Below are 22,349 nucleotides of genomic sequence, written 5' to 3'. Positions count from 1 at the left end.
CGCGGATCCCGTCGCGGCGCAGTTGCCGATGCACCCGGTCGGCGCCATAGGTGAACCCGGAGGCCTCCCAGATCTCATAGATGTTGGAGATCAAACCCAGGTCGACCAGGTCCCGATCACAAGGCTGTTCGGCCTGCTTGACCCACTGGTAGTAGGTCGACTCGGCGATCTGAAGGACCCGTAGCAGGAGCGCGACCGCGAAGCGGTCACGGTGTTCGTCGATGAACCTCATGACCGTCGCCGGGTCGGGCCGAGCTCCGAGGCGAAATACGAGGACGCGGCACGCAGGATCTCATTGACCCGGCGCAGCTCAGCGACCTCTTCACGCAGCCGGCGGTTCTCTTCGGCCATCTCGGTAGTGGGCCGGTCCTGACGTTCACCCGCGTCGGCCTCGGCCTGCCGGATCCAGTTACGCAGCGCCTCGTGATGCACGTTCAACTGCTCGGCCAGCCGGCGGATGGTCGGCTTTGGGTCCGACTCGCGATACAAGCGCACAGCACGCGCCCTGAGCTCGTCGGGGTACTTCTTCGGTGCGGCCACGGATACTTCCTCCCCATGATCAGTCGATCATGTTTGAGAAGCTCCGCCAAACCGGGGGGAACTCAGCGCCGGGCAAGGCAGCGAAGGGCAAGGCAGCGCCGGGCAAGGCAGCGAAGGGCAAGGCAGCGCCGGGCAAGGCAGCGCCGGGCAAGGCAGCGAAGGGCAAGGCAGCGCCGGGCAAGGCAGCGAAGGGCAAGGCAGCGCCGGGCAAGGCAGCGAAGGGCAAGGCAGCGAAGGGCAAGGCGGCGCAGGGATCAAAGGGCTGCGGTGGGCCTGTGGTGGGCGTGGGGAAACGGCAGATGGCGGCCTGAGGCCGCCATCTTGCGCTGCCGGTGTCTTTGGGCATCGGCTCGGAGCCCCGCTGACTGGGCCGGAGGCTGGTCAGGTGGGCTGGGGCCGGCCGGCGGGGCCGGTCGGCACGCTATGTGGTTGTGGGCTTCAGCGGTGGCCCTCGGGACGCTGGCGCCAGCGGTCCTCCAGGCGGTCCAGGAAGCCTGACTTGCGGGTCTGGCGGGTGCGGCGGGTGGCTGTGCCGCCCACCGCGTGGAGGTCGGGGGCCGAGCCCTTGCGACGGGACTGCATCGCGAAGGCGGCCGAGCCGAGCATGACGACGAAGCCGGCCACGCCGAGTGGTGTGTTGCTGCTGACCGTCCCGTAGACGACCAGGGCGAGGCCAAGGATGATCACGAACGCGGCGATGAGGAGCCGGCGCCGTGCGTGGAAACGCGGGTCGCTGGCCCGCACAGCCGAGGCGAATTTGGGGTCCTCGGCAAGCGACCGCTCGATCTGATCGAACAGCCGCTGCTCGTGCTCCGAGAGCGGCACGGCATTCCTCCCCGGGCGCGTAACCGACTCCTCGGGTTGGAGTCGGGGTGTCACTAAGGTAAGTGGCTCGGGACAGCCGTCGGCTGCCTTACCGAGCAAGTCTACGAGGGGGTTGGCGGGTCGGAAAGCGGGACGACCGTCGAGTGCGGGTGATTTTCGGTTCGGCGTAGATCGCTTTGTCCCAAAAGACTGGCCGGACCGACGCTGGCCCGGCCGAAGCGGGCGATCACCGCGTCGGTCGCGGCCTCCGCCTCGCGCCAGCCGCGCTCCGGTTCGCCCAGGCTGAGCTGGCGTGATGTGGTCGCGGCGGCGGTCAGGCCCTCGACCCGGACGCCGACCAGACGAATGTGGTCGCGCGCGCCCAGGGCCGTGAACAAATTCCAAACCGTCTCGAAAATCTCACGTGCCACATCGGTGCTCGTGGGCACCGTGCGAGATCGGTTGACGGTCCGGAAGTCGGCCAGCCGTACCTTGATCGCGATCGTCCGGCCGACGTGGCCGCTCGCGCGCAGACGGGCCCCGACCTTTTCGGAGAGGGCGAGCAGGCTGCGCCGGATCAGGAGCGGATCGGCCACGTCGGTGTCGAACGTCATCTCGGCGCCGATCGACTTCTCCTCGCGCTCGGGGGTGACCCGGCGCGGGTCGCGGCCCCACGACAGCTCGTGCAGGTGGGTGGCCGAGGCGTCGCCGAGCGCGCCCCGGAGCATGCTCACCGGCGCGTGGGCGATCTCCCCGACCGTGCTGAGCCCGAGCCGGCGCAGCGTCTCGGCCGCTCGCTCGCCCACGCCCCAGAGCGCGTCGACCGGCAGCGGGTGGAGGAAGTCGAGGACGAGCTCGTGTGGGATGACGGCCACGCCGTCGGGCTTGGCCCGGGTCGAGCCGAGCTTGGCCACGAACTTGGTCGAGGCGACACCGACCGAGCAGGTCAGCCGCTGCTCCTCGAGCATGCGCCGGCGGATCAGCTGGGCGATCTCGACGGGGCGTCCGAGCAGCCGCTGCGCGCCGGCCACGTCGAGGAAGGCCTCGTCGGAGGAGAGCGGCTCGACCAGGGGCGTCACGTCCCGGAAGATCGCCATGACGGCCCGGGAGGCCTCGCCGATGGCCGGGCCGTCGACCGGGAGGTAGATCGCTCGCGGGCAGAGCTGGCGGGCCCGGGCGGTGGGCATGGCGCTGCGTACGCCGTACCTCCTGGCCTCGTAACTGGCCGAGCTGACCACGCCGCGCGGGCCGACGCCGCCGACGACCACCGGTTTGCCCCGCAGTGAGGGGTCGGCCCGCACGGCGACGGACGCGAAGAAGGCGTCCATGTCGACGTGCAGGATCGTGCACCCCGCGTCGTCGGCATCGGGCCCGAAACGCGGGTCCCGCCCCCTCGGCACTGCCTGGCTTCGTCCCACGTCAGCGAGGCTAGCCGGACCCTCTGACAAAAATGCCGTGGGAACGGGTCACGCGCGGGCGATCAGGAGCGGGACTGTCATCTCGGCGGCGGTCACCGAGCCGTGGTAGGCGATCAGGCGGCCCACCGGCGGCGGCTCCCAGCCGCTGGCCAGGGCGACCGCCCGGTTCTGGCAGACGATCACCACGTCGCCGACGCGGGAGCGGTGTCCGGCCGGGACCGGGCCGAACCAGCCGCCGTCGATGATCTCGTCACGGGTCATGACCCACGCGTCGCCGCCCATGACCGAGCGCCAGGCCGCGATCAGGTCGTCCGTCGCGCCCGGCTCCGCGTGCAGGTAGCGGACCCGCGGCTCGCCGGCCACGGTCACCACCCCGTCCGACAGCGCCGGATCGTCAGCCATGTCGTAGCGGGACTCGACCGGCACGTTGAGCTGCCCGTGGTCGGCGATCACCAGAAGCGCCGAGCGTGGCGGCAGCCCGTGGACCAGCCGGTCGACCAGGCGGTCCACTCCTTGCGCGGCCATGCGCCAGTAGCGCGAGTCGACCCCGTACAGATGACCGGTCTTGTCCAGATCGGCGTGGTAGCCGTAGACCAGCGACGGTCCGGCCGCCAGCGCCTCCAGCATCTGATCGGCGAGCTCGGCCCCCTCGGAAGCGCTCCGGAACGCCGCTCCCCGATAGGCCGCCACCGTGAGGCCGCTTCCCTCGAACTCGGGGCGCACCACCTGCGTGGCCCGCACCCCCGCGGCCTCGGCCAGCTCGAAGCGTGTCGGCACCGGCTGCCAGGCCGCCGGGTCCGGGTCGTCGTTCCAGTGGACGTGGTTGAGCAGCCGCCCGTCCGGCCGCCGCGTGGTGAAGCCGAGTACCCCGTGCGCGCCGGGCGGCGCCCCGGTGCCCACCGTGACGAGGCTGACCGGTGTGGTGGAGGGGAAGCCGGTGGTCACGGTCCGTGATCCGGTCACCAGTTCGTTCAAGACCGGGGTGTACGGGTGCATGACCGGCAGCTGGTAGGCGCCGAGCCCGTCGACGAGAAGCACCGCGATCCGGTCGACGCCGTCGAGGCGTTCCCGCAGCCCAAGCGTGTCGGCCGCCCCCGGCACCCCCAGCACCGCGCTGGCGCTGGGAAGGACCTCGGCCAGGCTTGCACTGCCGTACGCCGGGCGGACCGGCTGGAAGGCGTTGTCCGGCAACCGATCGCCGGGCACGACGAGCGGCCCGGTCATGGCGGGCTGCGTGTCGGGCGGGATCCGCCCGGTCAGCGCCTCTTCCTCGGACAGTGACGCCGCCGTACGCCGGGGGATCGACATGTCACGAGTGGCGGGCGAAGACGTGCAGCTGGGAGGCGATGTCGCGGAACGGCGGCCGGGAGGACAGCTCGAGCTCCAGCGCCAGCAGGGCCTGCGGGTCCTCCTCGACGACAGCGGCCGGCAGGAGGTCGGCCAGAACCCGTACCCCATGGGTCTCCTCCGGCTCGAGACCCGCCGAGCGCAGGAGAGCCGTGGCACTTTCGGCGTCGAAGCGCCGGCGCAGGGTGTCGCGGGCGCCGGCCCGGCCCTCGGGGTCGGCGGCGACCGCGGCGGCCGCACCGAGGTGACCGTTTATCGCGCGGCCCAGGATGGCCGCGGCCTTGCTCGCGACCAGCAGGCTCACCGCTCCGCCGGGGCGCAGCGCGGCCGCGATGGCGGTGACCACGGAGGCCGGGTCGTCGACGACCTCGAGGACCGCGTGGCAGAGAACCAGGTCGGCGCTGGCCGGCTCGACCAGGCCGGCGAGCGCGTCGCCGTCGCCCTGGACGGCCCGGACCCGGTCGGCCACGCCGGCGTCGGCGGCCCGGCGGGTCAGGGCGGCCAGCGCGTCGGGGCTGGCGTCGACGACGGTGACGGTGTGGCCGGCCTCGGCCAGCGGCACGGCGAACCCGCCCGTACCGCCGCCGACGTCGATCACGGTCAGCTCGCGGCCGGCGTTCCGCTCCAGCTCCCGCCGGAGCACCGCCCAGACGGCAGCGGTCCGGGTGGTCACGAGCGGTCGGGCGGTACGCGTCGATGCGATTTCCACACGCGCAGCGTAACGGCCCTGTGCCCGGGTCGCGCTTGTGGAGCCCTGGTCAGAACTCGAACAGGACGCCCGTGGCGCGGCGCATCTCGCAGGTGTTGCCGAACTTGTGGGTCCACTTCACCGGCATGCGGCGCCACACGCCGGTGATCTCGGCCGTCACCGGGGCGTAGATCATGACGCAGGCGGTGGTCTTCGGCTCGATCCGGTCGGGGTCGGCGCCGACGGCGCTCAGGGTCTCGCAGGCCGCCTCGGGCTTGGGGTGCCCGCCGCCGGAGGGCTCGCAGTCCAGGGTGACGGCCATGGCGAAGCCGGACTCCGACGTGTACTGGAGCTTGAGCGCGACCTTCGGCTCGGTCGGGCGCGGCGGCGACCCGTACGGCTTGGGGTCGGCGACCGGACCGGGCAGAAGAGCAGCCAGAGCGGCGACGGAAGTAAGCAGAGTCGTGAACACAGAAGCCCCCTAAAACCGACAAATCATCCTCAAGGGTAACGAGGGCTGAGCCTGCCGGTTACCGGAAGTCACGGGAGGCCGGCGTCACCGGCGGGGTCACCGCCTCGAGCCGGTCCGCCACCAGGTTGAGCACCCCCTCGGACTTCTCCAGCCGCCCCCTGACGATCAGCGCCGAACTGGTGCGGGCCACCCGCCGGTAGCGCTGCCACAGCCCGGGCGAACAGGTCACATTGAGCATCCCGGTCTCGTCCTCGAGGTTGACGAAGGTGACCCCGCCCGCGGTGGCCGGCCGTTGACGGTGGGTGACGATGCCGCCCACCCGGATGCGGGTGCCCGCCTCGACGGCGCCCAGCCGGGAGATCGGCAGCGCGCCCGCCCGGTCCAGCTCGGCCCGGATGAACTGGGCCGGATGCGAGTCCGGGGACAACCCGGTGGCCCAGACGTCGGCCACCAGCTCGTCGACCTCGCTCATACCGGGCAGCATCGGGGCGTCGGTGCCGGTCACCGTGCCCGGGAGGCGGTCCGGCCGGTCCTGGGCGGCGGCGCCGGCCGCCCACAGGGCCTCGCGGCGGGTCAGCCCGAACCCGGCGAACGCGTCGGCCGTGGCGAGCGCCTCCAGATGGGCCGTCGTGCACCCGGTCCGGCGCGACAGATCCGTCATGCTGGTGAAAGGCCCGTTCGCCCGGCGTTCCTCCTCGATGCGCTCGGCCAGCTCCTCTCCCAGCGTACGAACGGAAGAAAGACCCTGACGCACAGCCGGGCCACCCAATCCCCAGGCGTGCGGCGGCTCGCCCGGCAATGACCCCCATCGGGTCTGCGGGGTCGATTCGAGAACGGCCGCGGCGTCGCTGAGATTGATGTCCGGGCGGCGGACCTCCACGCCGTGCCGGCGGGCGTCGTCGACCAGCGACTGCGGCGAATAGAAACCCATCGGCTGGGCGTTCAGCAGAGCCGCGCAGAAGGCGGCGGGGTGATAGCGCTTGAGCCACGCGCTCGCGTACACCAAATAGGCGAAGCTCATCGCATGGCTCTCCGGAAAGCCGTAACTGGCGAACGCGGAGAGCTTGAGGAAAAGGTCGTCGGCCAGCTCGCCGGTGATCCCCCGCTCGGCCATACCCCCATAGAGGCGGTCCTTGATGCGGTCCATCTTCTCGACCGACCGTTTCGAGCCCATCGCCCGGCGCAACTGGTCGGCCTCGGCCGGGTCGAAACCGGCGACGTCGATCGCCAGCTGCATCAACTGCTCCTGGAAAAGCGGGACGCCGAGCGTCTTCTCCAGGGCGTTGCGCATGAGGGGATGCGGATAGGTGATCTCCTCCAGGCCGTTCTTCCTTCTGATGTACGGATGAACGGAACCACCCTGAATCGGGCCGGGCCGGATGAGCGCGACCTCCACCACCAGGTCGTAGAACTCGCGCGGCTTCAGCCGGGGCAGCGTCGCCATCTGCGCGCGGCTCTCCACCTGGAAGACGCCCACCGAATCGGCGCGGCACAGCATGTCGTACACCTCGGAATCGGTCAGATCCATCGAACCGATGTCCAACTCGGACTGAATCATCTCGTGGGCGTAGCGCAGCGCCGACAACATGCCGAGCCCGAGCAGGTCGAATTTGACCAGTTCGATGGCGGCGCAGTCGTCCTTGTCCCACTGGAGCACGGTCCGGCCCGGCATCCGGCCCCACTCGACCGGGCACACCTCGATGATCGGGCGGTCGCAGATCACCATGCCGCCCGAATGGATGCCGAGATGCCGGGGAAAATCCTGGACCTGATTGGCGTACGAGACCACCTGCTCCGGAATGCCCTCGACATCGACCGTGGCCGCACTGCCCCACCGGTCGATCTGCTTGCTCCACGCGTCCTGCTGGCCCGGCGAGAAACCGAAAGCCTTCGCCATGTCCCGCACGGCCGACCGCGGCCGATAGGAAATGACGTTCGCGACCTGCGCGGTGTGCTCACGGCCGTGCTTGCGGTAGACGTGCTGAATGACCTCCTCGCGCCGATCCGACTCGATGTCCACGTCGATGTCGGGCGGCCCGTCCCGCTCCGGAGCCAGGAAACGCTCGAAAAGCAGATTGTGGGCGACCGCGTCCACATTGGTGATACGCAGCGCGTAACAGACGGCCGAGTTGGCGGCCGAACCGCGGCCCTGCGCGTAGATCCGGTTGTTCCGGCAGAACTCGACAATGTCGTAGACGACCAGGAAATACCCCGGGAAGCCAAGCTCCTCGATCATGCGCAGCTCGTACTCGATCTGCTCGTACGCCTTCGGATGCGCCTCCGGCGGCCCATAACGCTCGCGGGCGCCGCGCATGGTCAGCTCGCGCAGCCAGCTCATCTCGGTGTGGCCCGCCTCGGGAATCGGAAAATCGGGCAGCTTCGGCGCGACCAGATTGAGGTCGAAGGCGAGATCCTCACCGAACATCGCGGCATTGGCGACCGCACCCGGATAAGCGGCGAACCGGCGCGCCATCTCATCCCCGCCACGCAGATGCGCGGTACCGGCCGCGGGCAGCCAGCCGTCGATCTCGTCCAGGCTGCGCCGAGCCCGAACAGCGGCGAGAGCGGTGGCGAGACGCCGCCGGGCCGGAATCGCATAGTGGACGTTATTGGTGGCCACCACCTCCAGATGCCGGCTCTCGGCCAGCGCGAACAAAACATCATTGCGGTCGTCGTCATAAGGGTCGCCGTGCGAGGTCAACTCGACCGCCACATTGGGCCGCCCGAAAAGAGCGACAAGCCGGTCCAGCTCGTACGCGGCGGCCTCCACCCCCTCGGTGGCCAGCGCCAGGGGCACACTGCCCTTGCGGCAGCCGGTCAGCACGAGCACGTGGTCACGCAGCTCCGCCGCGACATCCTCCAGATCGCCGTACGCGGGCCGGCCCTTCTCCCCACCGGCCAGCTGCCCCCGCGAGATCACCCGGGCCAGCCGGGCATAACCCTCATGGCCGTGCGCGAGAGCGAGAAGATGACGCCCCTCGGGATCAGGCTCACCGTTCTGCGGCCGCGAAAGATCCAGGGAGAGCTCCGCACCGAAAATAGTGGGCAGCCCCAGCTCACGGGCGGCCTGCGAGAACCGGACCACCCCGTAGAACCCGTCGTGGTCGGTGACGGCCAACCCGTTCAGGCCGAGCCGGGCGGCCTCCTCGGCCAGCTCCTCGGGGTGGCTGGCCCCGTCCAGAAAGCTGAAGTTGGTATGACAATGCAGCTCGGCGTACGGGGTACGGTTCTCGCTCTTGATGAGGGCGGGCGCTTCGTACGGTTGACGCTTGCGCGACCAGGCGGGCGAGTCCCCACCGTCCCCGTCCACCGCGAGCGGATCGACGACATACTCGGGCTGCTTGCCTTTGCGGCCGGAGAGCGCGCCCTCCAGCTCCGACCAGGGGATACCGGGGTTATTGAAGCCCACGAGAGCTCCCGCCCACAGAGCCCGCCCCGCCCACAGAGCCCGCCCCGCCCACAGAGCCCGCCCTCCCGAGGGGGCCCCCGCCTGCTCCAGTCTGACGGAGAAGCGCAAGATCGCGGGGGCGTCCTGTGGACAACCGGTGGACTGTGGACAAGCTTGGGTGTTCGCCCAGACGTGTGCCAGCCATCGCGACGTCAGTCATAGACGGCCTCGACAGCCCAGTGTCCCGAAGCGAGAACCAGCAGGAACGCTCGCTCGTCGGCGAGAACAACCTGGAAGCGGGCCCGCCGCCGCGCCTCGCCGGCCGCCCACCACCGTTCGTCGAGCGGCCACGGCCCGGCCCAACCGGTGATCTCCACCGGCTGGCCCCGCTCGACCACGAGAGCGGACGGCTCGCCGGTGAGCTCGAGCCGAGCGCTGACCCCCACGGGCGTCCCGTTCTCGTCAAGGACCACGGCCCCCCACGGCTGCGGCAGCACGAGCGCCGGCGCCGGCTTGGGAAGCCGCCCCGGCCACGGCGGCCGAACCGGCGGTTTGGGGGGTTTGCGCCCGACTCGCTGAGCCCACGGCCGTACCGCGAGCACTGTGACCTCACCCGGCGAGCCCGACTCGCTCGTGGCCGCCGCACCTCCACCGGCAGCCGCCGAGGACGCAACAGACGCCAACGGCGCAGCGGACGTGGGCGGCACGACGGAGATGGGTGTCTGCGGCGCAGCGGACGTGGGCGGCACGACAGAGATGGGTGTCTGCGGCGCGGCGGACGTGGGCGGCACGACAGAGATGGGTGTCTGCGGCGCAGCGGACGTGGACGGCACGGCGGGTGGCTGCGTAGGTCGGTGGTCGGAAAGGTGGGAAACCGAGGCCAAGCCGCCCCGGGCCGTACCGGGAAAATCCGTTTTTGGTGGGGTGGAGGCGGGCGGGCGCTCCAACTCCTCCCAGGACGGGACAGGTCCGGTAGGGGGTGTCTTACGGCGCGAGGACAGGGCGATCACCGTGCCGTCGTCGGGGTGCTCCGGGCGTACCTCCGGAAGAGGGTTGGGGGTTGGGGGTTCGTAATCGGGCAGGTCGGGGCTCAAGGCGGGCGCTGTGGAACGCGGCAGCAGCGGAGCCGTGAGCACGCCGGGGATGGGGTCGTCGTGGATGGTCGAGGGGCGGGTGGGGTCGCGTTCGTCGCCCCACGGGACCAGGCGGATCTGGTCGTCGGTGGAGCGGCCGCCGCCGAGGACCGGTGTGACGACGGCGTGGGGGCCGAGCAGGCCCTGCACGCGGCTGAAGGCTCGGTGGGCCCGTTCCCGTTCGGCGCCGGTGTCGCCCCACAGGCCGGGCTGCAGTCCCAAGTGGACGAGGACGCCGTCGGGGATCAGTCGCAGCCGTACCAGGCCGGCGGTGGGGCGGGCCGGGGCGCCTCGGCGGGCGCCGGTCAGCCAGCCGTCGAGTTGCCAGCGGACGCGTTCGGCGATGGCGGCGGCGGTCAGGGTGCCGTCGTGGCGCCAGACGCGGTGCAGTTCCTGGCCGTCGGCGGTGATCGCCTCGATGCCGAGGCGGGTGCAGGCCAGTCCGTACGCCGAGAGCCCGTCATGTAACCGCTCGGCGAGGGCCCTTCCCGCGAAGGCCGCCACATCGACCCTTTCCAGCGGTTCGTCGTACGTCTCCTCGACCTCCAGATCCGGCGGCGGCTTCCGCACCGCGAGCGGCCGGTGATCGAAACCGCCGGCGAGCCGATGCGCGAGCGCCCCGTCGAACCCGAAGCGGCCGAGCACGTCCCCCGCCGGCAGCCGGGCGAAGTCGCCCAGCGTCGTGATGCCGAGCCGCTTGAGCAGGTCGATGAGCTCCGGCCGTTCCAGCGCCTCGATCGGCTCCCCGGCCAGGAAAGCGGTCGTCTCCCCCGGCGGAATCAGCAGCCCCTTCCGCGCCGCCAGCCCCGCCGCGAAGACCCCGTCGGCGACGCCGGCCTGACTCTCCACCTCGCACTGCTGCGCGACCTGCTCCACGATCCGCTCGGCGGCCGCTTCCTCCCCACCGAAGTACCGCGCCGGCCCCCGAGCGGCGAACGCGCACGCCCCCGGCCGAATCACCTCGACCCCGACCGCCACTTCCTCGACGGCCGCCACCACGGCTTCGAAGGCCCGGGCATCCCGCCCGGGATCGTCTTCGACGACAACCAGCTGAGGGCATCGGCTCTGCGCTTCCCGGCGTCGCAGTCCTTTCCGTACGCCCTCCCGCCGCGCCCCTTCCGAACAGGCCACCACCCGGTTCCCCCGCAACACGACGACCGCCCCCGCCGCCGGCACCCCTTCCACGATCTCGGCCGCCACCACGGCCCAGTCCGGACACCAGAGCAGCATCGTCCGGATCCCCGCCGCCCCGGTCGTCCCTGCCACAGCCACTCAAACCACCGCCGCCGACTCGGCCCGAAGCCGCCCCGCCCGAAGCCGCAGCACCTGCCCCAGCTCATCCCCCGCCCGCACACCGTCCACAGGGGACCCGTGTCCCGAAGGAGGCACCGAGGAGCCCTCCCCCGAAGAAGCAACCACAGCGGCCCGGGAGTCAACGGCGGGCGGCGCCCCGACCACGGCCAGCCGCCGCCCCGAGTCCGCCCCTGCCGCCCGCATCGGAGCGCCGGAAGAACCGCCCATCGCGGGCAAAACCGTCGAGGGCTGACCAGTCGCAACCGCCCGGGTCTGGTCGCTCGGGACCCCGGAAGACCCAGTGGACGACGCAGCTTCGGAAGACGCCGGGAGAGGTTGACCGGACGAGACCGCGGAAGACCCCGCGGGCGATACCGCGGAAGGCTGGGCGGGTGGACGCGAGGAAGGCTGGGTGGGCGGTGAATGTGCGGGAGGGCGGTGCGGGCTGGGGTCACCGGCGGAGGGTGCCGGGGGCAGAGTGATCGGGCGGATGGTGATGCCGGGCATCCACATGGTGGCCTGTTTGGGGCGGGCGGCGGCGCCTCGGCCGTGGGCTCGGATGGTTACCTCGCGGCGGCGCAGGCGGCCGTGGCCTGCGCCCAGGCCTTCCCAGCGGGCGGCGGTGACGTGCAAGGTGACGTCGGCGCCGGACCAGGCGCCGAAGGGGACCAGGACGCTTCCGCGCTGGCGGGCCCGGGCTACCAGGCGGGAGGCTATCGAGCCGGAGACGCCGCCGGGGACGGCCGTGACGACCACGTCGACGCCGTCGATCAGGGCGGCCACCACCGTGGGCCACTCGGGGCCGGGGTCGGGGACCAGGGCCAGGCGGTCCAGGGCCACGCCGCTTTCGGCGGCGGCGATGGCGCCGAGTGAGGGTACGCCGACGACGGCGCACCACGAACCGGCCCGGGAAGCCTCGGCGAGCAGGGCCAGCAGCAGTGACGTTCCACCACCGGCGGTGGCCTCGCGGCCGGTGGTGACCGCGACGGTGCTGCCGCGCCGCAGGCCGCGCCCGGGCAGCAGACCGCTCAGCTCGGGGGCCACCGGCAGCATCCGCTGCACGCCGCTGGTCTCGGTCTCCCCGGCCGCCCGAACCAGTTCAGCAAGGGCGGCCGCACCGCTGCTCATGCGTCCCGCCATGTGTTGCCTCGCTCTGTTGCTCTCGTCCCGGCCAGCAAGCCTGTGACGCCGTCGCCCAGCCGGCGGCCATCGCCGACCAGCCCGTGATGCCATCGCCCAAACCGGCGACCACCGCCGGCAGAGCACGTGACGCCATCGCCCAAACCGGCGACCACAGCCGGCAGAGCACGTGACGCCATCGCGTGCGAAGCCGGCGACCACCGCCGGTAAAGCACGTGACGCCATCGCGCGCGAAGCCGGCGACGCATCGCCCGGAACCGCGACCGGCACCGACGAGTCCAGGTCATCGGGAAACGGCTTCTTCGAACGGGCCGCCCTCCGTGGCGGCTGCCGTCCGGGCCCGCGCCGCCGCACGATCGCGAAGGCGGGGGCCATGTCTGCGCCGGTCGCTCCCACCGGCTGTCCCGCGGAAGCGGGCATGCGGAATCGAGCCGAGGGCTGCCCCGGCTCACTGCGACGGCGTCAGGCGGCCAGGCGGGGCTGGTAGGCCAGGCCCAGGGCGGACTCGACGACGGCCACGAACTGTTCGGCGGCTCGAAGGAGGTCGTCGGCCTCGCGGGGGCTCACCACGCGGGGGATGCCGGCCTCGGCGGCGGCTCGTTTGCCGGCGCCCAGGGCGAAGTAGTTGGCCCACTCGCCGAACTCGGGGGCGACCAGAACCAGCAGCGACCAGACGCTGGTCACGCGGCTGCGCCTCGTGGACGTGGCCGGGCGGGCGCGGGCGGCCAGGACCGCGGCGGCGGCGCGCAGGGCGGCCAGGTGGGCCGCGGCGTAGCGCAGGCCGTCGGGGCGGGTGCGTGCCGCCTCGTCGAGGCCCTGGCGGGCGATGGTCAGCAGTTGGGCTGGGGTGCGCTGCGGCAGCATGTGCGCCGGAACCGTGGGCGCCTCGGCCCGAGCCGCGGTCGGCGCGTGCGCCAGACCGGGCACCTGGGCACCGGGCGCGTGGGCACCGGGCACCTGGGTGAGGGCCGGCGCCGTGTTGCTCGCCATGGTTTCTCCTCGCGTGTGTCGCATCCGACGAACTGGTCGAACCGATCAGCTGCGGAGGAAGACGCAGCAGCTTGCCGTTCAGGGGCAGCCGGCCGGGCGTGAAGCTTCCCCACACCACACCCGGCCGGACTCACCGGCGGGTCCGTCGCCCGCCACCCGGGGGTCGGGGGCAGCGGACGACGGTCCTGCCTTGTCTGAAGGCCCCGGGCCCGCGAATGCCCGGTGCCTCACGCGCGGCACTTCGCGGGTGCCGCGCACCGGGCGCCGAGCCGCGAAACTCGGCCCCCGGCGTCAGAGCGGACGCTCGTTCGAACATCCGTTCTAACTAAGGAAGAGACTAGCACTCGTGTACGACAAAAAAGCAACTCCGCGGGCGCGGCGCCCCCGTCGTGTTGCGGCATGCGTCACACGGGAGGAAAAGGATCAGAGGGGCTTCTCGAAGGCCAATTGGTTGTACGGGGACTCGTCGTACGGCGGGATCTCCCGGTACCCGGCGCTGCGGTAGAGGGCGATGGCCTCCACCAGCGTGGAGTGGGTACCCAGGCGGACCGTCGTGACGCCGCGGGCCGCGGCGTCGGCCTCGAGGGCCGCGAGCAGCCGCCGCGCCAGCCCCAGCCCACGAGCACGGGGGCTGACCCACAGGTGCCGGATCTCCGCCGTCCCCGGGGAGCCGCCCTGCCACAGCCCGCAGCCGACGGGTTCGCCCTCCTCGGCGGCCAGCAGGAAGGTGCCGTCGTGCAGGGTGCCCGGTGGCAGCAGGGCACCCTCGGCGTCGTAACCCTCCGGGAAGCGGGTCACCAGCTCCGCCGCGTACGCCCGCAGGCAGAACCGGGCCTCCGGCGCGGCGTCGGGCACCGGGGTCAGGGTGATCGCGGCCAGCCGCAACAGGCGCTGGATCGCCGTCTGCGCCTCCACCAACTCGGCCCTCTGCCGCGGGCTCAACGGCTCCAGCAGCTCCGCCACGTACACCCGGGAACGCTCCTCCAGCTCGGCCACCTCCCGCCGCCCGGCCGGCGTCAACGTCGCCGTCCGCACCCGGGCGTCGCCCGGCCGTGGCGCCACCGCGACCAGCCCCTGCGCGCTCAGCGACCGCAGCATCCGGCTCAGGTAGCCCGAGTCGAGCCCCAGCCGGCGCCGCAGGTCGCGCAGGTCGGCCCCGGCGCCGATCTCGAACAGCAGGCGCGCCTCGCCCAGCGGCCTCCCCTGACCCAGATATTCGTCGTTCAGCACCCCGATGCGCCGCGTGTAGTACCGGTTGAAGTCGCGCACCAGGTCGATGTCGTCCACCCGTACAACCTAAGACCTGAGTCAGAGATTGCGGGACGAAGGATCGACAGGGAGGATCCGAAGATGGACCGGATCGTGGTGATCACCGGAGCGAGCTCCGGCATCGGCTTGGCCGCCGCCGAGCTGTTCGCCCGGCAGGGTGACCAGCTCGTCCTCGTCGGGCGCAACCCCGCCAAGCTGGCCGAGGCCGCGAAGCGCGTGCACGCCGCGGTCCGGATCTACGCGCCCGACCCGTACAAGGAGCCCGACGTCCAGCGGGCCGACTTCGAAGACCTCGACCAGGTACGGGAACTCGCCGCCCACCTGGACCGGACCTACCCCCGCATCGACGTCCTGGCCAGCAACGCCGGCGGCATGGTGGCCGAGCACCGGATCACCCGGGACGGCTTCGAGGCGACCATGCAGAGCAACCACCTCGCCCCGTTCCTGCTGGCCGGCCTGTTGCACGAGCGCATCGGGCGGCTGGTGGTCACCGCCTCCCGGGCCCACATGCGCGGTAAACCCGGCCCGCACGACTTCGCCGGCAAGAACACGAGCTGGCAGGCCTACAGCAAGGCGAAGGCGGCGAACGTCCTGTTCGCCGCCGAGGCCGCCCGTCGCTGGCCCGGCATCACCAGCGTCTCCTTCCACCCCGGGGTGGTGCGCAGCGACTTCGGCGCGGGCAAGCTGACCCGCTTCTTCTACCGTTTCGCCCCGTTCCTGACGACGCCGGAGACGGCCGGCGAGCTTCTCGTCTGGCTGGCCGACAACCCGGTCGTCAACGGCGCCTACTACGTGGGCCACCAGCCCCGGCAACCGTCGCGGCACGCCGCCGACCCGCAACGGGCCCACGAGCTCTGGCAGGCCAGCGTGGAGGCCACTGGCCTGGGCAAATAACCGAAATTCGGTAAGTCGTTAGCTTCTTCACGGGACCCTCCCGCGCGCGCGAGACAGACCGTACAAAGGCCTCGTGCCGAAGTTCATCGCCGCGTTCAGCCTGGTCGTCGTCACGGCACTGTGGACCGTCAACCGGGGCGAGGCGCCGGGCGGGATCGCGGCCGCGGGACGCCTGGCCGCGCTCTGGTCGGCCGACCTGCTGCTGATCCAGGTGCTGCTCATGGCCCGGATCCCGTGGGTCGAGCGGGCGTACGGGCAGGACGCGCTCGCCCGCTGGCATCGCTGGACCGGTTTCGCGTCGTTCACCCTGCTGCTCGCTCATACGGGGCTGGCTGTCATCGCGTACACCCGAATGGGCCGTCTGTGGGAAACCCTGGCCCTGGAGAGCATGGTTCTGGCAGTGGCGGCCCTGGCCGCCCTGACGCTCGTGGTGATCACTTCGACGAGGCACCGGCGACGTCGGCTGCGCTATGAGTCATGGCATTTATTGCATTTGTACGCCTACGCGGGCATCGCCTTGGCGCTGCCGCACATGCTGCTGCTCGGCAGCGATTTCCGATCACCGGCCGCGCGCGCCTACTTCTGGGGTCTCTATCTGATCGCCGCGGGCTCCATCCTGATCTTCCGCATCGGCCTGCCGATCTGGCGCACGGCGAGGCACCGGCTGGTCGTCCAAGGGATCAAGACCGAAGCACCCGGCCTCGTCTCCGTCTACCTGCGAGGACGGCAGCTGGAAAGGCTTCCGGCGCGGGCCGGCCAGTACTTCGTGTGGCGCTTCCTGGACGGGCGGGCCGGCCTGCGCGGCAACCCGTTCTCGCTCTCCGGCCCGCCGCGCCGCGACTCGCTGCGGATCACGGTGAAGGCGGTCGGCGACGGCAGCGCCCGCGTCGCCACGCTGCGGCCCGGCACCCGCGTGCTGATCGAGGGACCGTTCGGCCGGATGACGGCGGCGACGTACGCCGGCGGCCCGGTGACCATGCTGGCCTGCGGTGTCGGGGTGACGCCGCTGCTCGCGCTTCTCTGGGATCTGCCGTACGGGCGGGGGAAGGCCACGCTGGTCTACCGCACCCGGCATCCGCACGAGGTGGCGTTCCTGGAGGAGCTGGAGTGGCTGGCCGCCGACCGCGGGGTGCGGCTGGTGCCGCTGGTCGGCCCGCGCGCGTCGGACACGTCCTGGCTGCCGGCCGACTACGCCGAGTACGACGACGCGCAGGCGCTGCGGGCGCTGGCCCCGGACATCGCCGGCCACGACGTCTACGTCTGCGGGCCCGACCCGTGGGCCGAGGCGGTCTTCCGAGCGGCCCGCCGGGTGGGGGTGCCACCGGCCCGCCTGCACCGGGAGCGGTTCGGGTGGTGAGAATAGTGGGATGCAGGCACACCCGAACGTCATCGCCGTGCAGGACGCGCTGGACGCCGCCGGCGCCGCCGACTCACAGGTGATCATCCTGGACGAGGCCGTGCACACGGCGGCCGCGGCGGCCGACGCCCTCTGCATCGAGGTCGGCCAGATCGCCAACTCGCTGATCTTCGACGCGGACGGCGAGCCGCTGCTGGTCCTGACGTCGGGCGCCCACCGCGTCAACACCGATAAAGTGGCGGAAGGCCTCCAAATCGGACACCTCAAGCGCGCCACCCCCGAGTTCGTCCGCGAACACACGGGCCAGCCGATCGGCGGGGTCGCACCCCTCGGCCATCCGAAACCGGTGCGCACGCTGATCGACAAAAGCTTGCGGGAGTACGAGGTGATCTGGGCGGCCGGCGGCGTTCCCCAGGCGGTTTTCCCGATCACGTACGACGAGCTGGTGCGCGTCACCGCCGGCACACCGGCCGACGTGGCCTGATGCCGATCACGCTGCACGTCTGGCGCGTCCCCGCGCGGCGGGTCGGCTCCGCCATGCTGCGCATGGCCCGTCCCAAGGTCCCGCCCGGCGTGACTTTCGCCAAGTTCCTGGGTACGGCGAGCGGCTTCCGCCCCGGCGACGCCGATGTGACGCGGTACGCCGCGGTGACCGTCAGCGCCGAGCCGGTGAGCTTCCCCGAGTGGGACCGGATAGCGATCGCGCGGGCCACGATCGACCTGATACCGCTGCACAGCCGCGGCACCTGGTCCGGCCGCGAGCCGTTCTCGCTGGCCCCGACGCTCCCGGCCACAAGCCGTTCAACCCTCCCGGCCAGCAGTTCCCCGCCGTCGTCGGACAAAGATTTCCAGCCATCGTCGGACCGAAGTTCCCGGTCATCGTCGGACAGAAGGTCCGCGCCGTCATCGGACAGAAGGTCCGCGCCGTCGTCCGACAAGAGCTTCCCGCCATCGTCCGACAAAAGCGAAAAATCGGATATGGACGGCAGGATTGCGGCTTTCAACGCGGCGAGCACCGGCAGCACGGCCGCGGGCAACAGCGGCACGGCGGCGGGCAACAGCGGCACGGCGGCGGCAGGTACCGGCGATGCGGCAGCGGACTACGACGGCGGCGCGGCACCGGGTAACAGCGGCGGCGCGGCAGCGGGCGCCAACGGAGCAGCGGGTAACGGCGACGGCGCGGCAGCGGGCCACGGCGCGGCAGCGGGCCACGGCGACGGCGCGGCAGCGGGCGGTGGCGGAGCAGCGGGTCACGGCGGCGGCGCGGCAGCGGGTCACGGCGGCGGCGCGGCAGCGGGCGGTGGCGGAGCAGCGCGTCACGGCGACGGCGCGGGAGCGAATCACGGCGGTGGGGCGGCGGGGCGCGAATCGGGTGGGATGGTTCTTTCTCTCACTCGGGCGAGGCTTCGGCCGACGCGGGCGCTCACCTTCTGGCGGGCGATTCCGCCGGTTGTTCGGGAGCTGGACGGGGCGCCTGGGCTGCTCGCGTACTTCGGGATGGGTGAGGCGCCGATCGGCTGGCAAGGGACTGTCAGCCTATGGAGTGATGCGGCGGACCTGGCTCGATTCGCGTACCGTCAGCCGGAGCATCGCGCGGTGATCGCGCGGACGCCGACCGATCGGTGGTACGCGGAAGAGTTGTTCGCGCGGTTCGCCGTTCAGGCGATCAGCGGCGACCGGGCGGTGCTGGGCTGGCTGTCGGAAGATGTCGGAGCAGGGGGCGGGACCGGACGATGAGGCTCGTTGCGTGGCAGCCGGACGATCTGCTGCGGCGGCTCGACGACGTGGTCGGCGTCTACGGCGAGGCGATGGGCTACCGCCAGGAACTTTTGCAGACCCGCCGCGGTTACATCGGCGCCCACGTACGCCGGGCCGGCTTCCGGGCCGTGGCCACCCTGACCACCGACGGCCGGCTGGCCGGTTTCGGCTACGGGTACACCTCCGGGCCCGGCCAGTGGTGGCACGACCAGGTGCGGTCGGCGCTCGACGACCGGGACCGGCGGCGCTGGCTGGCCGACTGTTTCGAGGTGGTCGAGCTGCACGTGCGCCCGGTCGCCCAGGGGCACGGCGTCGGCGCCCGGCAACTGCGGGCGCTGCTGGCCATGGCCGAGGGTGAGACCGTGCTGCTGTCCACCCCCGAGGCCGACGAGCGCAAGTCGCGGGCCTGGCGGCTGTACCGCCGGTTCGGCTTCTCCGACGTGCTGCGCGATTTTCTCTTCCCGGGCGACGAGCGCAAGTTCGCCATCCTGGGCCGGGGCCTTCCACTGGTGGAGCGCCCGGCCGAGGAAGCACCAGGCATCGTCGGCATCTGAATGCGGCTTCCCTGGTTTCTGCTCGGCGCGCTCGTCCTGCTCCAGATCTGCTACCCGCTCACCAGCGGTGACACCCGGGCCGGCTTCACCGTCGCCACCGTGGTCCTGGGCTACGTGCTGTCGGTGTCGCACGCCTATCTCAGCCGGGGCCCGCGGGCCGCGCTGGCCCTGGTCGGCACGGCCACGCTGGGCGGCTTCGCGGTCGAGGCGATCGGCGTCGCCACCGGCTTCCCGTTCGGCACGTACGTCTACTCGGGCCAGCTCGGCCCGAAGCTGCTCGGCGTCCCGCTGATCATCCCGCTCGCCTGGACGTGGATGGCCTGGCCGGCGTGGCTGGCCGTGCAGCGGCTGCCGTCGCGGGCGCGGATCGCGGTGGCCGCGTTCGGCCTGGCCGCCTGGGATCTCTTCCTCGATCCGCAGATGGTCGCCGAGGGCTACTGGCGGTGGGAGTCGCCCACCCCGGCCCTGCCGGGTGTTCCAGGTATCCCGATCGGCAACTATCTCGGCTGGCTGGGCTTCGCGCTGCTCCTCATGACGGTCCTGTGGAGGACGGCCGGGGTGACCGGGCCACGGCCGGCGGACGCGCCCATGCTGGCCCTCTGGTTCTGGACGTACGCTTCCTCAGTGCTCGCCCACGCCGTCTTCCTGGATCTTCCCGGCTCCGCGCTGTGGGGCGGCGTAGTCATGGGCGCCGCCGTCCTGCCCGTGGCGTGGCGGCTACGGCCGCGCCGATGATCTGGCTCGCGCTTCTGCCCTGGGTCGCGCTGACCGCGCACACCGCCGTGAACGCGTTGCTCCTGCGCCGGGTGCCGCGGGGCGCGGTCACCGGTGAGACGGTGGCGCTGCTGTTGCCCGTACGCGATGAGGCCGCGCGCGTCACCGCCTGCCTCGAGTCGCTGCTGGCCCAGCGCGGCGTCGCCGGCCTGACCGTCTATGTGCTCGACGACGGCTCGACCGACGGCACCGCCGAGATCGTCCGCTCGATCGCCGGCGACAAGGTCGTGCTGCTCACCGGCACTCCCCCGCCGCCCGGCCGGCTCGGCAAGCCGCACGCCTGCCAGCAGCTGGCCGACGCCGCGCACGAGGCCGACGTGCTGTCCTTCGTGGATGCCGACGTCGTGCTCACTCCCGACGCGGTCGCCTCGGCGGTCACGCTCCTGCGCGACGCCGGGGTCGACCTGCTCTCCCCGTACCCGAGGATCGTCGGCGCCGGCCGCCTGGTCCAGCCTCTGCTGCAATGGTCGTGGCTGACATTTCTGCCGCTGCGGGCCATGGAACGCTCCCGCCGCACGTCGCTCGCCGCGGCCGGCGGGCAGTGGCTGGTGATCGACAACGCCGCGTACCGGAAAGCCGGTGGGCACGCCGCGGTCGGCAGCGAAATCCTCGAGGACATCGAGCTGGCCCGCGCGGTCAAACGCTCGGGCGGCCGCATCGCCCTCGCCGCCGGCGCGCCGCTGGCCACCTGCCGCATGTACGACTCGTGGCGCGAGCTGACCGACGGATACGCCAAATCGCTCTGGAAATCGTTCGGCACGCCTTTCGGCGCCGGCGCCGTCGTGGTCCTTCTTCTTTTCTTGTACGCGTCCCCACCGCTCGCAACCGCAATCTTCGCCCTTACGGGCTCTTGGGGTGCGGCGGGGGTCGCGCTGACGGCGTACGGCCTGGGTGTGCTCGGAAGGGTGATCTCCGCAAGCGCGACGGGCGGCCGAAGCTGGCCCGACGCCCTGGCCCAGCCGATCTCGATCGCGGTTTTCGGGTGGTTGGTCGTGAGGTCGTTCCGGCGGCGCCGCCGCGGCGCGCTGAGCTGGCGAGGAAGGCCGGTATGAGCAGAGTTGTCGTCATCGGCGCGGGGGTCGGCGGCCTGACCGCGGCCGTCCGCCTGGCCCGCGCCGGACACGACGTCACGGTGCTGGAACGCTCGGGCGTGCTCGGCGGCAAGCTGGGCGTCCACGAGCGGGACGGCTTCCGCTTCGACACCGGGCCCAGCCTGCTGACCCTGCCGCAGGTCTTCACCGAGCTCGACCTGAACCCGGTGAAACTCGACCCGGTGGTGCGGCACTTCTTCGCCGACGGCACGGTCCTCGACTCGTCGTCCGACCACGACGTCTTCCTGTCGCGGATCGCCGGCACCCTGGGCCCGGGCGCCGCCGAGGACTGGGATCGTTTCTGGAAGCGGGCCGCCCGCATCTGGAACGCCTCGTGGCGCTCGGTACTGCGCAAGCCGGTCACTCCCGCGTCGCTGCTGGGCCTGACCTGGCGGGTCGGCGACCTGGCGGCCATCGCCCCGGGCATGACGCTGCGCGGCCTGGGCCGCCACTACCTGCGCGACCCCCGGCTGCGTACGATGCTCGACCGCTACGCCACCTACACCGGAGCCGACCCACGCCGCGCCCCGGCCGCCCACGCCGCCGTCCCCTACGCCGAGCTGGCCTTCGGCGGCTGGTACCTCCCCGGCGGTCTGGGCACGATCGCCACCGCCCTGGCCGGCCGCTGCACCACGGCCGGTGTCCGGATCGTCCGGAACACCACAGTGACCGCGATCGAAACCGTCGACGGCCGGGTCCGCGGCGTACGGACGCCCGAGGCTGTCGTCCCCGCCGACATCGTCGTGTCCAACGTGGACGCGGTGACGGTCTACCGCGATCTGCTGCCCACCCCCGGCCGGCTGGCCGGGCTCACCGACCGGAGCCTGGCCGGCTTCGTGCTGCTGCTCGGCGTGCGCGGCGAGACCCCGTCGCTCGCCCACCACAACGTGTTCTTCCCGAGCCACTACGACGCCGAGTTCGACGCCATCTTCGGCTCCGCCTCACACCGGGCGCGCCCCGCCTCCGACCCCACCGTCTTCGTGACCCGGGCCGGCGACCCCACGGTCCACCCGCCCGGCTCCGAGGCGTGGTTCGTGCTGGTGAACGCTCCCCCGCACGGCACCGGCTGGCAGTCGGTCGACTGGCGACGCCCGGGGCTGGCCGAGGCGTACGGCAAACACGTCCTTGACCTCCTGGCCCGCCGCGGCCTGGACATCCGCGACCGCGTCTCCTTCATGGAGACCCGGACCCCCGCCGACCTGGCCGTTTCCACGGCCGCACCCGGCGGGGCCATCTACGGGACCGCCGGCGGCCTGATGCGCCCGGTCAACCACGGCCCGGTCAAGGGCCTGTACCTGGTCGGCGGCTCGGTCCACCCGGGCGGCGGCCTCCCCATGGTCACCCTCTCGGCCCAGATGGTCGCCGACGAGATCGGCCCCGCCCGGGGAGATCAGTAGCGGGCAGTGCAAATGGCCCCAGTCGTTCCGTTTCTTCACGCA

At 71.9% G+C, this 22,349-nt stretch carries 17 protein-coding genes and 4 pseudogenes; 9 read left to right on the top strand and 12 right to left on the bottom strand.

The genetic code is table 11. The annotated features are described in order from the left end of the window. Positions 1–232 (bottom strand): annotated as a pseudogene (locus ACGFJ7_RS27740) (IS3 family transposase); the annotation flags it as partial. Next, positions 229–540: a transposase gene (locus tag ACGFJ7_RS27735; protein WP_392644547.1), complete on the bottom strand. Its 312-nt coding sequence runs from the start codon at positions 538–540 to the stop codon at positions 229–231. The pseudogene ACGFJ7_RS27740 and the gene ACGFJ7_RS27735, both read right to left, overlap by 4 nt. 29 nt (positions 541–569) lie before the next feature. Between ACGFJ7_RS27735 and ACGFJ7_RS27730 the strand changes: the two genes are divergently transcribed. After that, positions 570–851 (top strand): hypothetical protein, encoded by a 282-nt coding sequence (locus tag ACGFJ7_RS27730; RefSeq protein WP_392644545.1) that lies wholly within the window; start codon positions 570–572, stop codon positions 849–851. Between the two features lie 127 nt (positions 852–978). Here the strand turns inward: ACGFJ7_RS27730 and ACGFJ7_RS27725 are convergent, their stop codons facing one another. From ACGFJ7_RS27725 to ACGFJ7_RS27680, 10 genes and pseudogenes are all read right to left on the bottom strand, one after another. Continuing rightward, on the bottom strand, positions 979–1,365 hold the full coding sequence (locus tag ACGFJ7_RS27725; protein WP_360252937.1) for a DUF3040 domain-containing protein: 387 nt from the start codon (positions 1,363–1,365) through the stop codon (positions 979–981). Between the two features lie 101 nt (positions 1,366–1,466). Next, positions 1,467–2,762, bottom strand: coding sequence for a DNA polymerase IV (gene dinB, locus ACGFJ7_RS27720; protein WP_360252934.1), 1,296 nt, complete (start codon positions 2,760–2,762; stop codon positions 1,467–1,469). Positions 2,763–2,810: 48 nt separating this feature from the next. Beyond that, positions 2,811–4,022, bottom strand: coding sequence for an alkaline phosphatase family protein (locus ACGFJ7_RS27715; protein ID WP_392644569.1), 1,212 nt, complete (start codon positions 4,020–4,022; stop codon positions 2,811–2,813). A gap of 49 nt (positions 4,023–4,071) precedes the next feature. Beyond that, the gene (locus ACGFJ7_RS27710) at positions 4,072–4,818 is read right to left on the bottom strand and encodes a methyltransferase domain-containing protein (RefSeq protein WP_360252931.1); all 747 of its coding nucleotides are present in this window, start codon (positions 4,816–4,818) and stop codon (positions 4,072–4,074) included. Positions 4,819–4,867: 49 nt separating this feature from the next. Next, positions 4,868–5,269 carry an SSI family serine proteinase inhibitor gene (locus ACGFJ7_RS27705; protein WP_360252928.1) on the bottom strand — a complete coding sequence of 134 codons (402 nt, stop codon included), beginning with the start codon at positions 5,267–5,269 and terminating at the stop codon, positions 4,868–4,870. Between the two features lie 58 nt (positions 5,270–5,327). Next, positions 5,328–8,678: an error-prone DNA polymerase gene (locus ACGFJ7_RS27700; protein WP_392644542.1), complete on the bottom strand. Its 3,351-nt coding sequence runs from the start codon at positions 8,676–8,678 to the stop codon at positions 5,328–5,330. 1,144 nt (positions 8,679–9,822) lie between these two features. Beyond that, positions 9,823–11,020, bottom strand: a pseudogene (locus ACGFJ7_RS27695) (DNA polymerase Y family protein); the annotation flags it as partial. 426 nt (positions 11,021–11,446) lie between these two features. Continuing rightward, positions 11,447–12,223 (bottom strand): annotated as a pseudogene (locus ACGFJ7_RS27690) (hypothetical protein); the annotation flags it as partial. A 462-nt stretch (positions 12,224–12,685) separates the two neighbouring features. Beyond that, positions 12,686–13,087 (bottom strand): SAV_6107 family HEPN domain-containing protein, encoded by a 402-nt coding sequence (locus ACGFJ7_RS27685; protein ID WP_360253162.1) that lies wholly within the window; start codon positions 13,085–13,087, stop codon positions 12,686–12,688. 549 nt (positions 13,088–13,636) lie between these two features. After that, entirely contained in the window at positions 13,637–14,500 is an 864-nt protein-coding gene (locus tag ACGFJ7_RS27680; RefSeq protein ID WP_392644540.1) for a GNAT family N-acetyltransferase, read from the bottom strand. A 63-nt stretch (positions 14,501–14,563) separates the two neighbouring features. On the opposite strand from ACGFJ7_RS27680, the gene ACGFJ7_RS27675 reads away from it, so the two are divergent. The 8 genes and pseudogenes from ACGFJ7_RS27675 (at position 14,564) to ACGFJ7_RS27640 (ending at position 22,307) form a co-directional block, all read left to right on the top strand. Further along, positions 14,564–15,376: an SDR family NAD(P)-dependent oxidoreductase gene (locus tag ACGFJ7_RS27675; RefSeq protein WP_392644538.1), complete on the top strand. Its 813-nt coding sequence runs from the start codon at positions 14,564–14,566 to the stop codon at positions 15,374–15,376. Between the two features lie 73 nt (positions 15,377–15,449). Further along, the gene (locus ACGFJ7_RS27670) at positions 15,450–16,733 is read left to right on the top strand and encodes a ferredoxin reductase family protein (RefSeq protein ID WP_360252917.1); all 1,284 of its coding nucleotides are present in this window, start codon (positions 15,450–15,452) and stop codon (positions 16,731–16,733) included. A 10-nt stretch (positions 16,734–16,743) separates the two neighbouring features. Beyond that, on the top strand, positions 16,744–17,217 hold the full coding sequence (locus tag ACGFJ7_RS27665; RefSeq protein WP_360252914.1) for a YbaK/EbsC family protein: 474 nt from the start codon (positions 16,744–16,746) through the stop codon (positions 17,215–17,217). An 863-nt stretch (positions 17,218–18,080) separates the two neighbouring features. Continuing rightward, a pseudogene (locus ACGFJ7_RS27660) lies at positions 18,081–18,470 on the top strand (monooxygenase); the annotation flags it as partial. Beyond that, on the top strand, positions 18,467–19,045 hold the full coding sequence (locus ACGFJ7_RS27655; RefSeq protein WP_392644536.1) for a GNAT family N-acetyltransferase: 579 nt from the start codon (positions 18,467–18,469) through the stop codon (positions 19,043–19,045). The pseudogene ACGFJ7_RS27660 and the gene ACGFJ7_RS27655, both read left to right, overlap by 4 nt. Next, a complete protein-coding gene (locus tag ACGFJ7_RS27650; protein WP_360252908.1) occupies positions 19,046–19,780 on the top strand; it encodes a carotenoid biosynthesis protein in 735 nt (244 codons plus the stop codon). Beyond that, entirely contained in the window at positions 19,777–20,871 is a 1,095-nt protein-coding gene (locus ACGFJ7_RS27645) for a glycosyltransferase (protein WP_360252905.1), read from the top strand. The genes ACGFJ7_RS27650 and ACGFJ7_RS27645 overlap by 4 nt, the downstream gene beginning before the upstream one ends. Continuing rightward, on the top strand, positions 20,868–22,307 hold the full coding sequence (locus ACGFJ7_RS27640) for a phytoene desaturase family protein (protein ID WP_360252902.1): 1,440 nt from the start codon (positions 20,868–20,870) through the stop codon (positions 22,305–22,307). Before ACGFJ7_RS27645 ends, ACGFJ7_RS27640 begins: the two co-directional genes overlap by 4 nt. Positions 22,308–22,349: the final 42 nt, after the last annotated feature.

The sequence above is a fragment of the Actinoplanes sp. NPDC048988 genome (genome assembly GCF_043197815.1).
In the GTDB taxonomy this organism is placed as follows: domain Bacteria; phylum Actinomycetota; class Actinomycetes; order Mycobacteriales; family Micromonosporaceae; genus Actinoplanes.
This window is presented reverse-complemented; position numbering and strand designations above follow the sequence as displayed.

Excerpts from the sequence above, each read along its gene's own strand:
- ACGFJ7_RS27730 (WP_392644545.1), top strand. The coding sequence starts at position 570 with ATGTTTGAGAAGCTCCGCCAAACCGGGGGGAACTCAGCGCCGGGCAAG.
- ACGFJ7_RS27685 (WP_360253162.1), bottom strand. The coding sequence starts at position 13,087 with ATGCTGCCGCAGCGCACCCCAGCCCAACTGCTGACCATCGCCCGCCAG.
- ACGFJ7_RS27675 (WP_392644538.1), top strand. The coding sequence starts at position 14,564 with ATGGACCGGATCGTGGTGATCACCGGAGCGAGCTCCGGCATCGGCTTG.
- ACGFJ7_RS27665 (WP_360252914.1), top strand. The coding sequence starts at position 16,744 with ATGCAGGCACACCCGAACGTCATCGCCGTGCAGGACGCGCTGGACGCC.
- ACGFJ7_RS27655 (WP_392644536.1), top strand. The coding sequence starts at position 18,467 with ATGAGGCTCGTTGCGTGGCAGCCGGACGATCTGCTGCGGCGGCTCGAC.
- ACGFJ7_RS27650 (WP_360252908.1), top strand. The coding sequence starts at position 19,046 with ATGCGGCTTCCCTGGTTTCTGCTCGGCGCGCTCGTCCTGCTCCAGATC.
- ACGFJ7_RS27645 (WP_360252905.1), top strand. The coding sequence starts at position 19,777 with ATGATCTGGCTCGCGCTTCTGCCCTGGGTCGCGCTGACCGCGCACACC.
- ACGFJ7_RS27640 (WP_360252902.1), top strand. The coding sequence starts at position 20,868 with ATGAGCAGAGTTGTCGTCATCGGCGCGGGGGTCGGCGGCCTGACCGCG.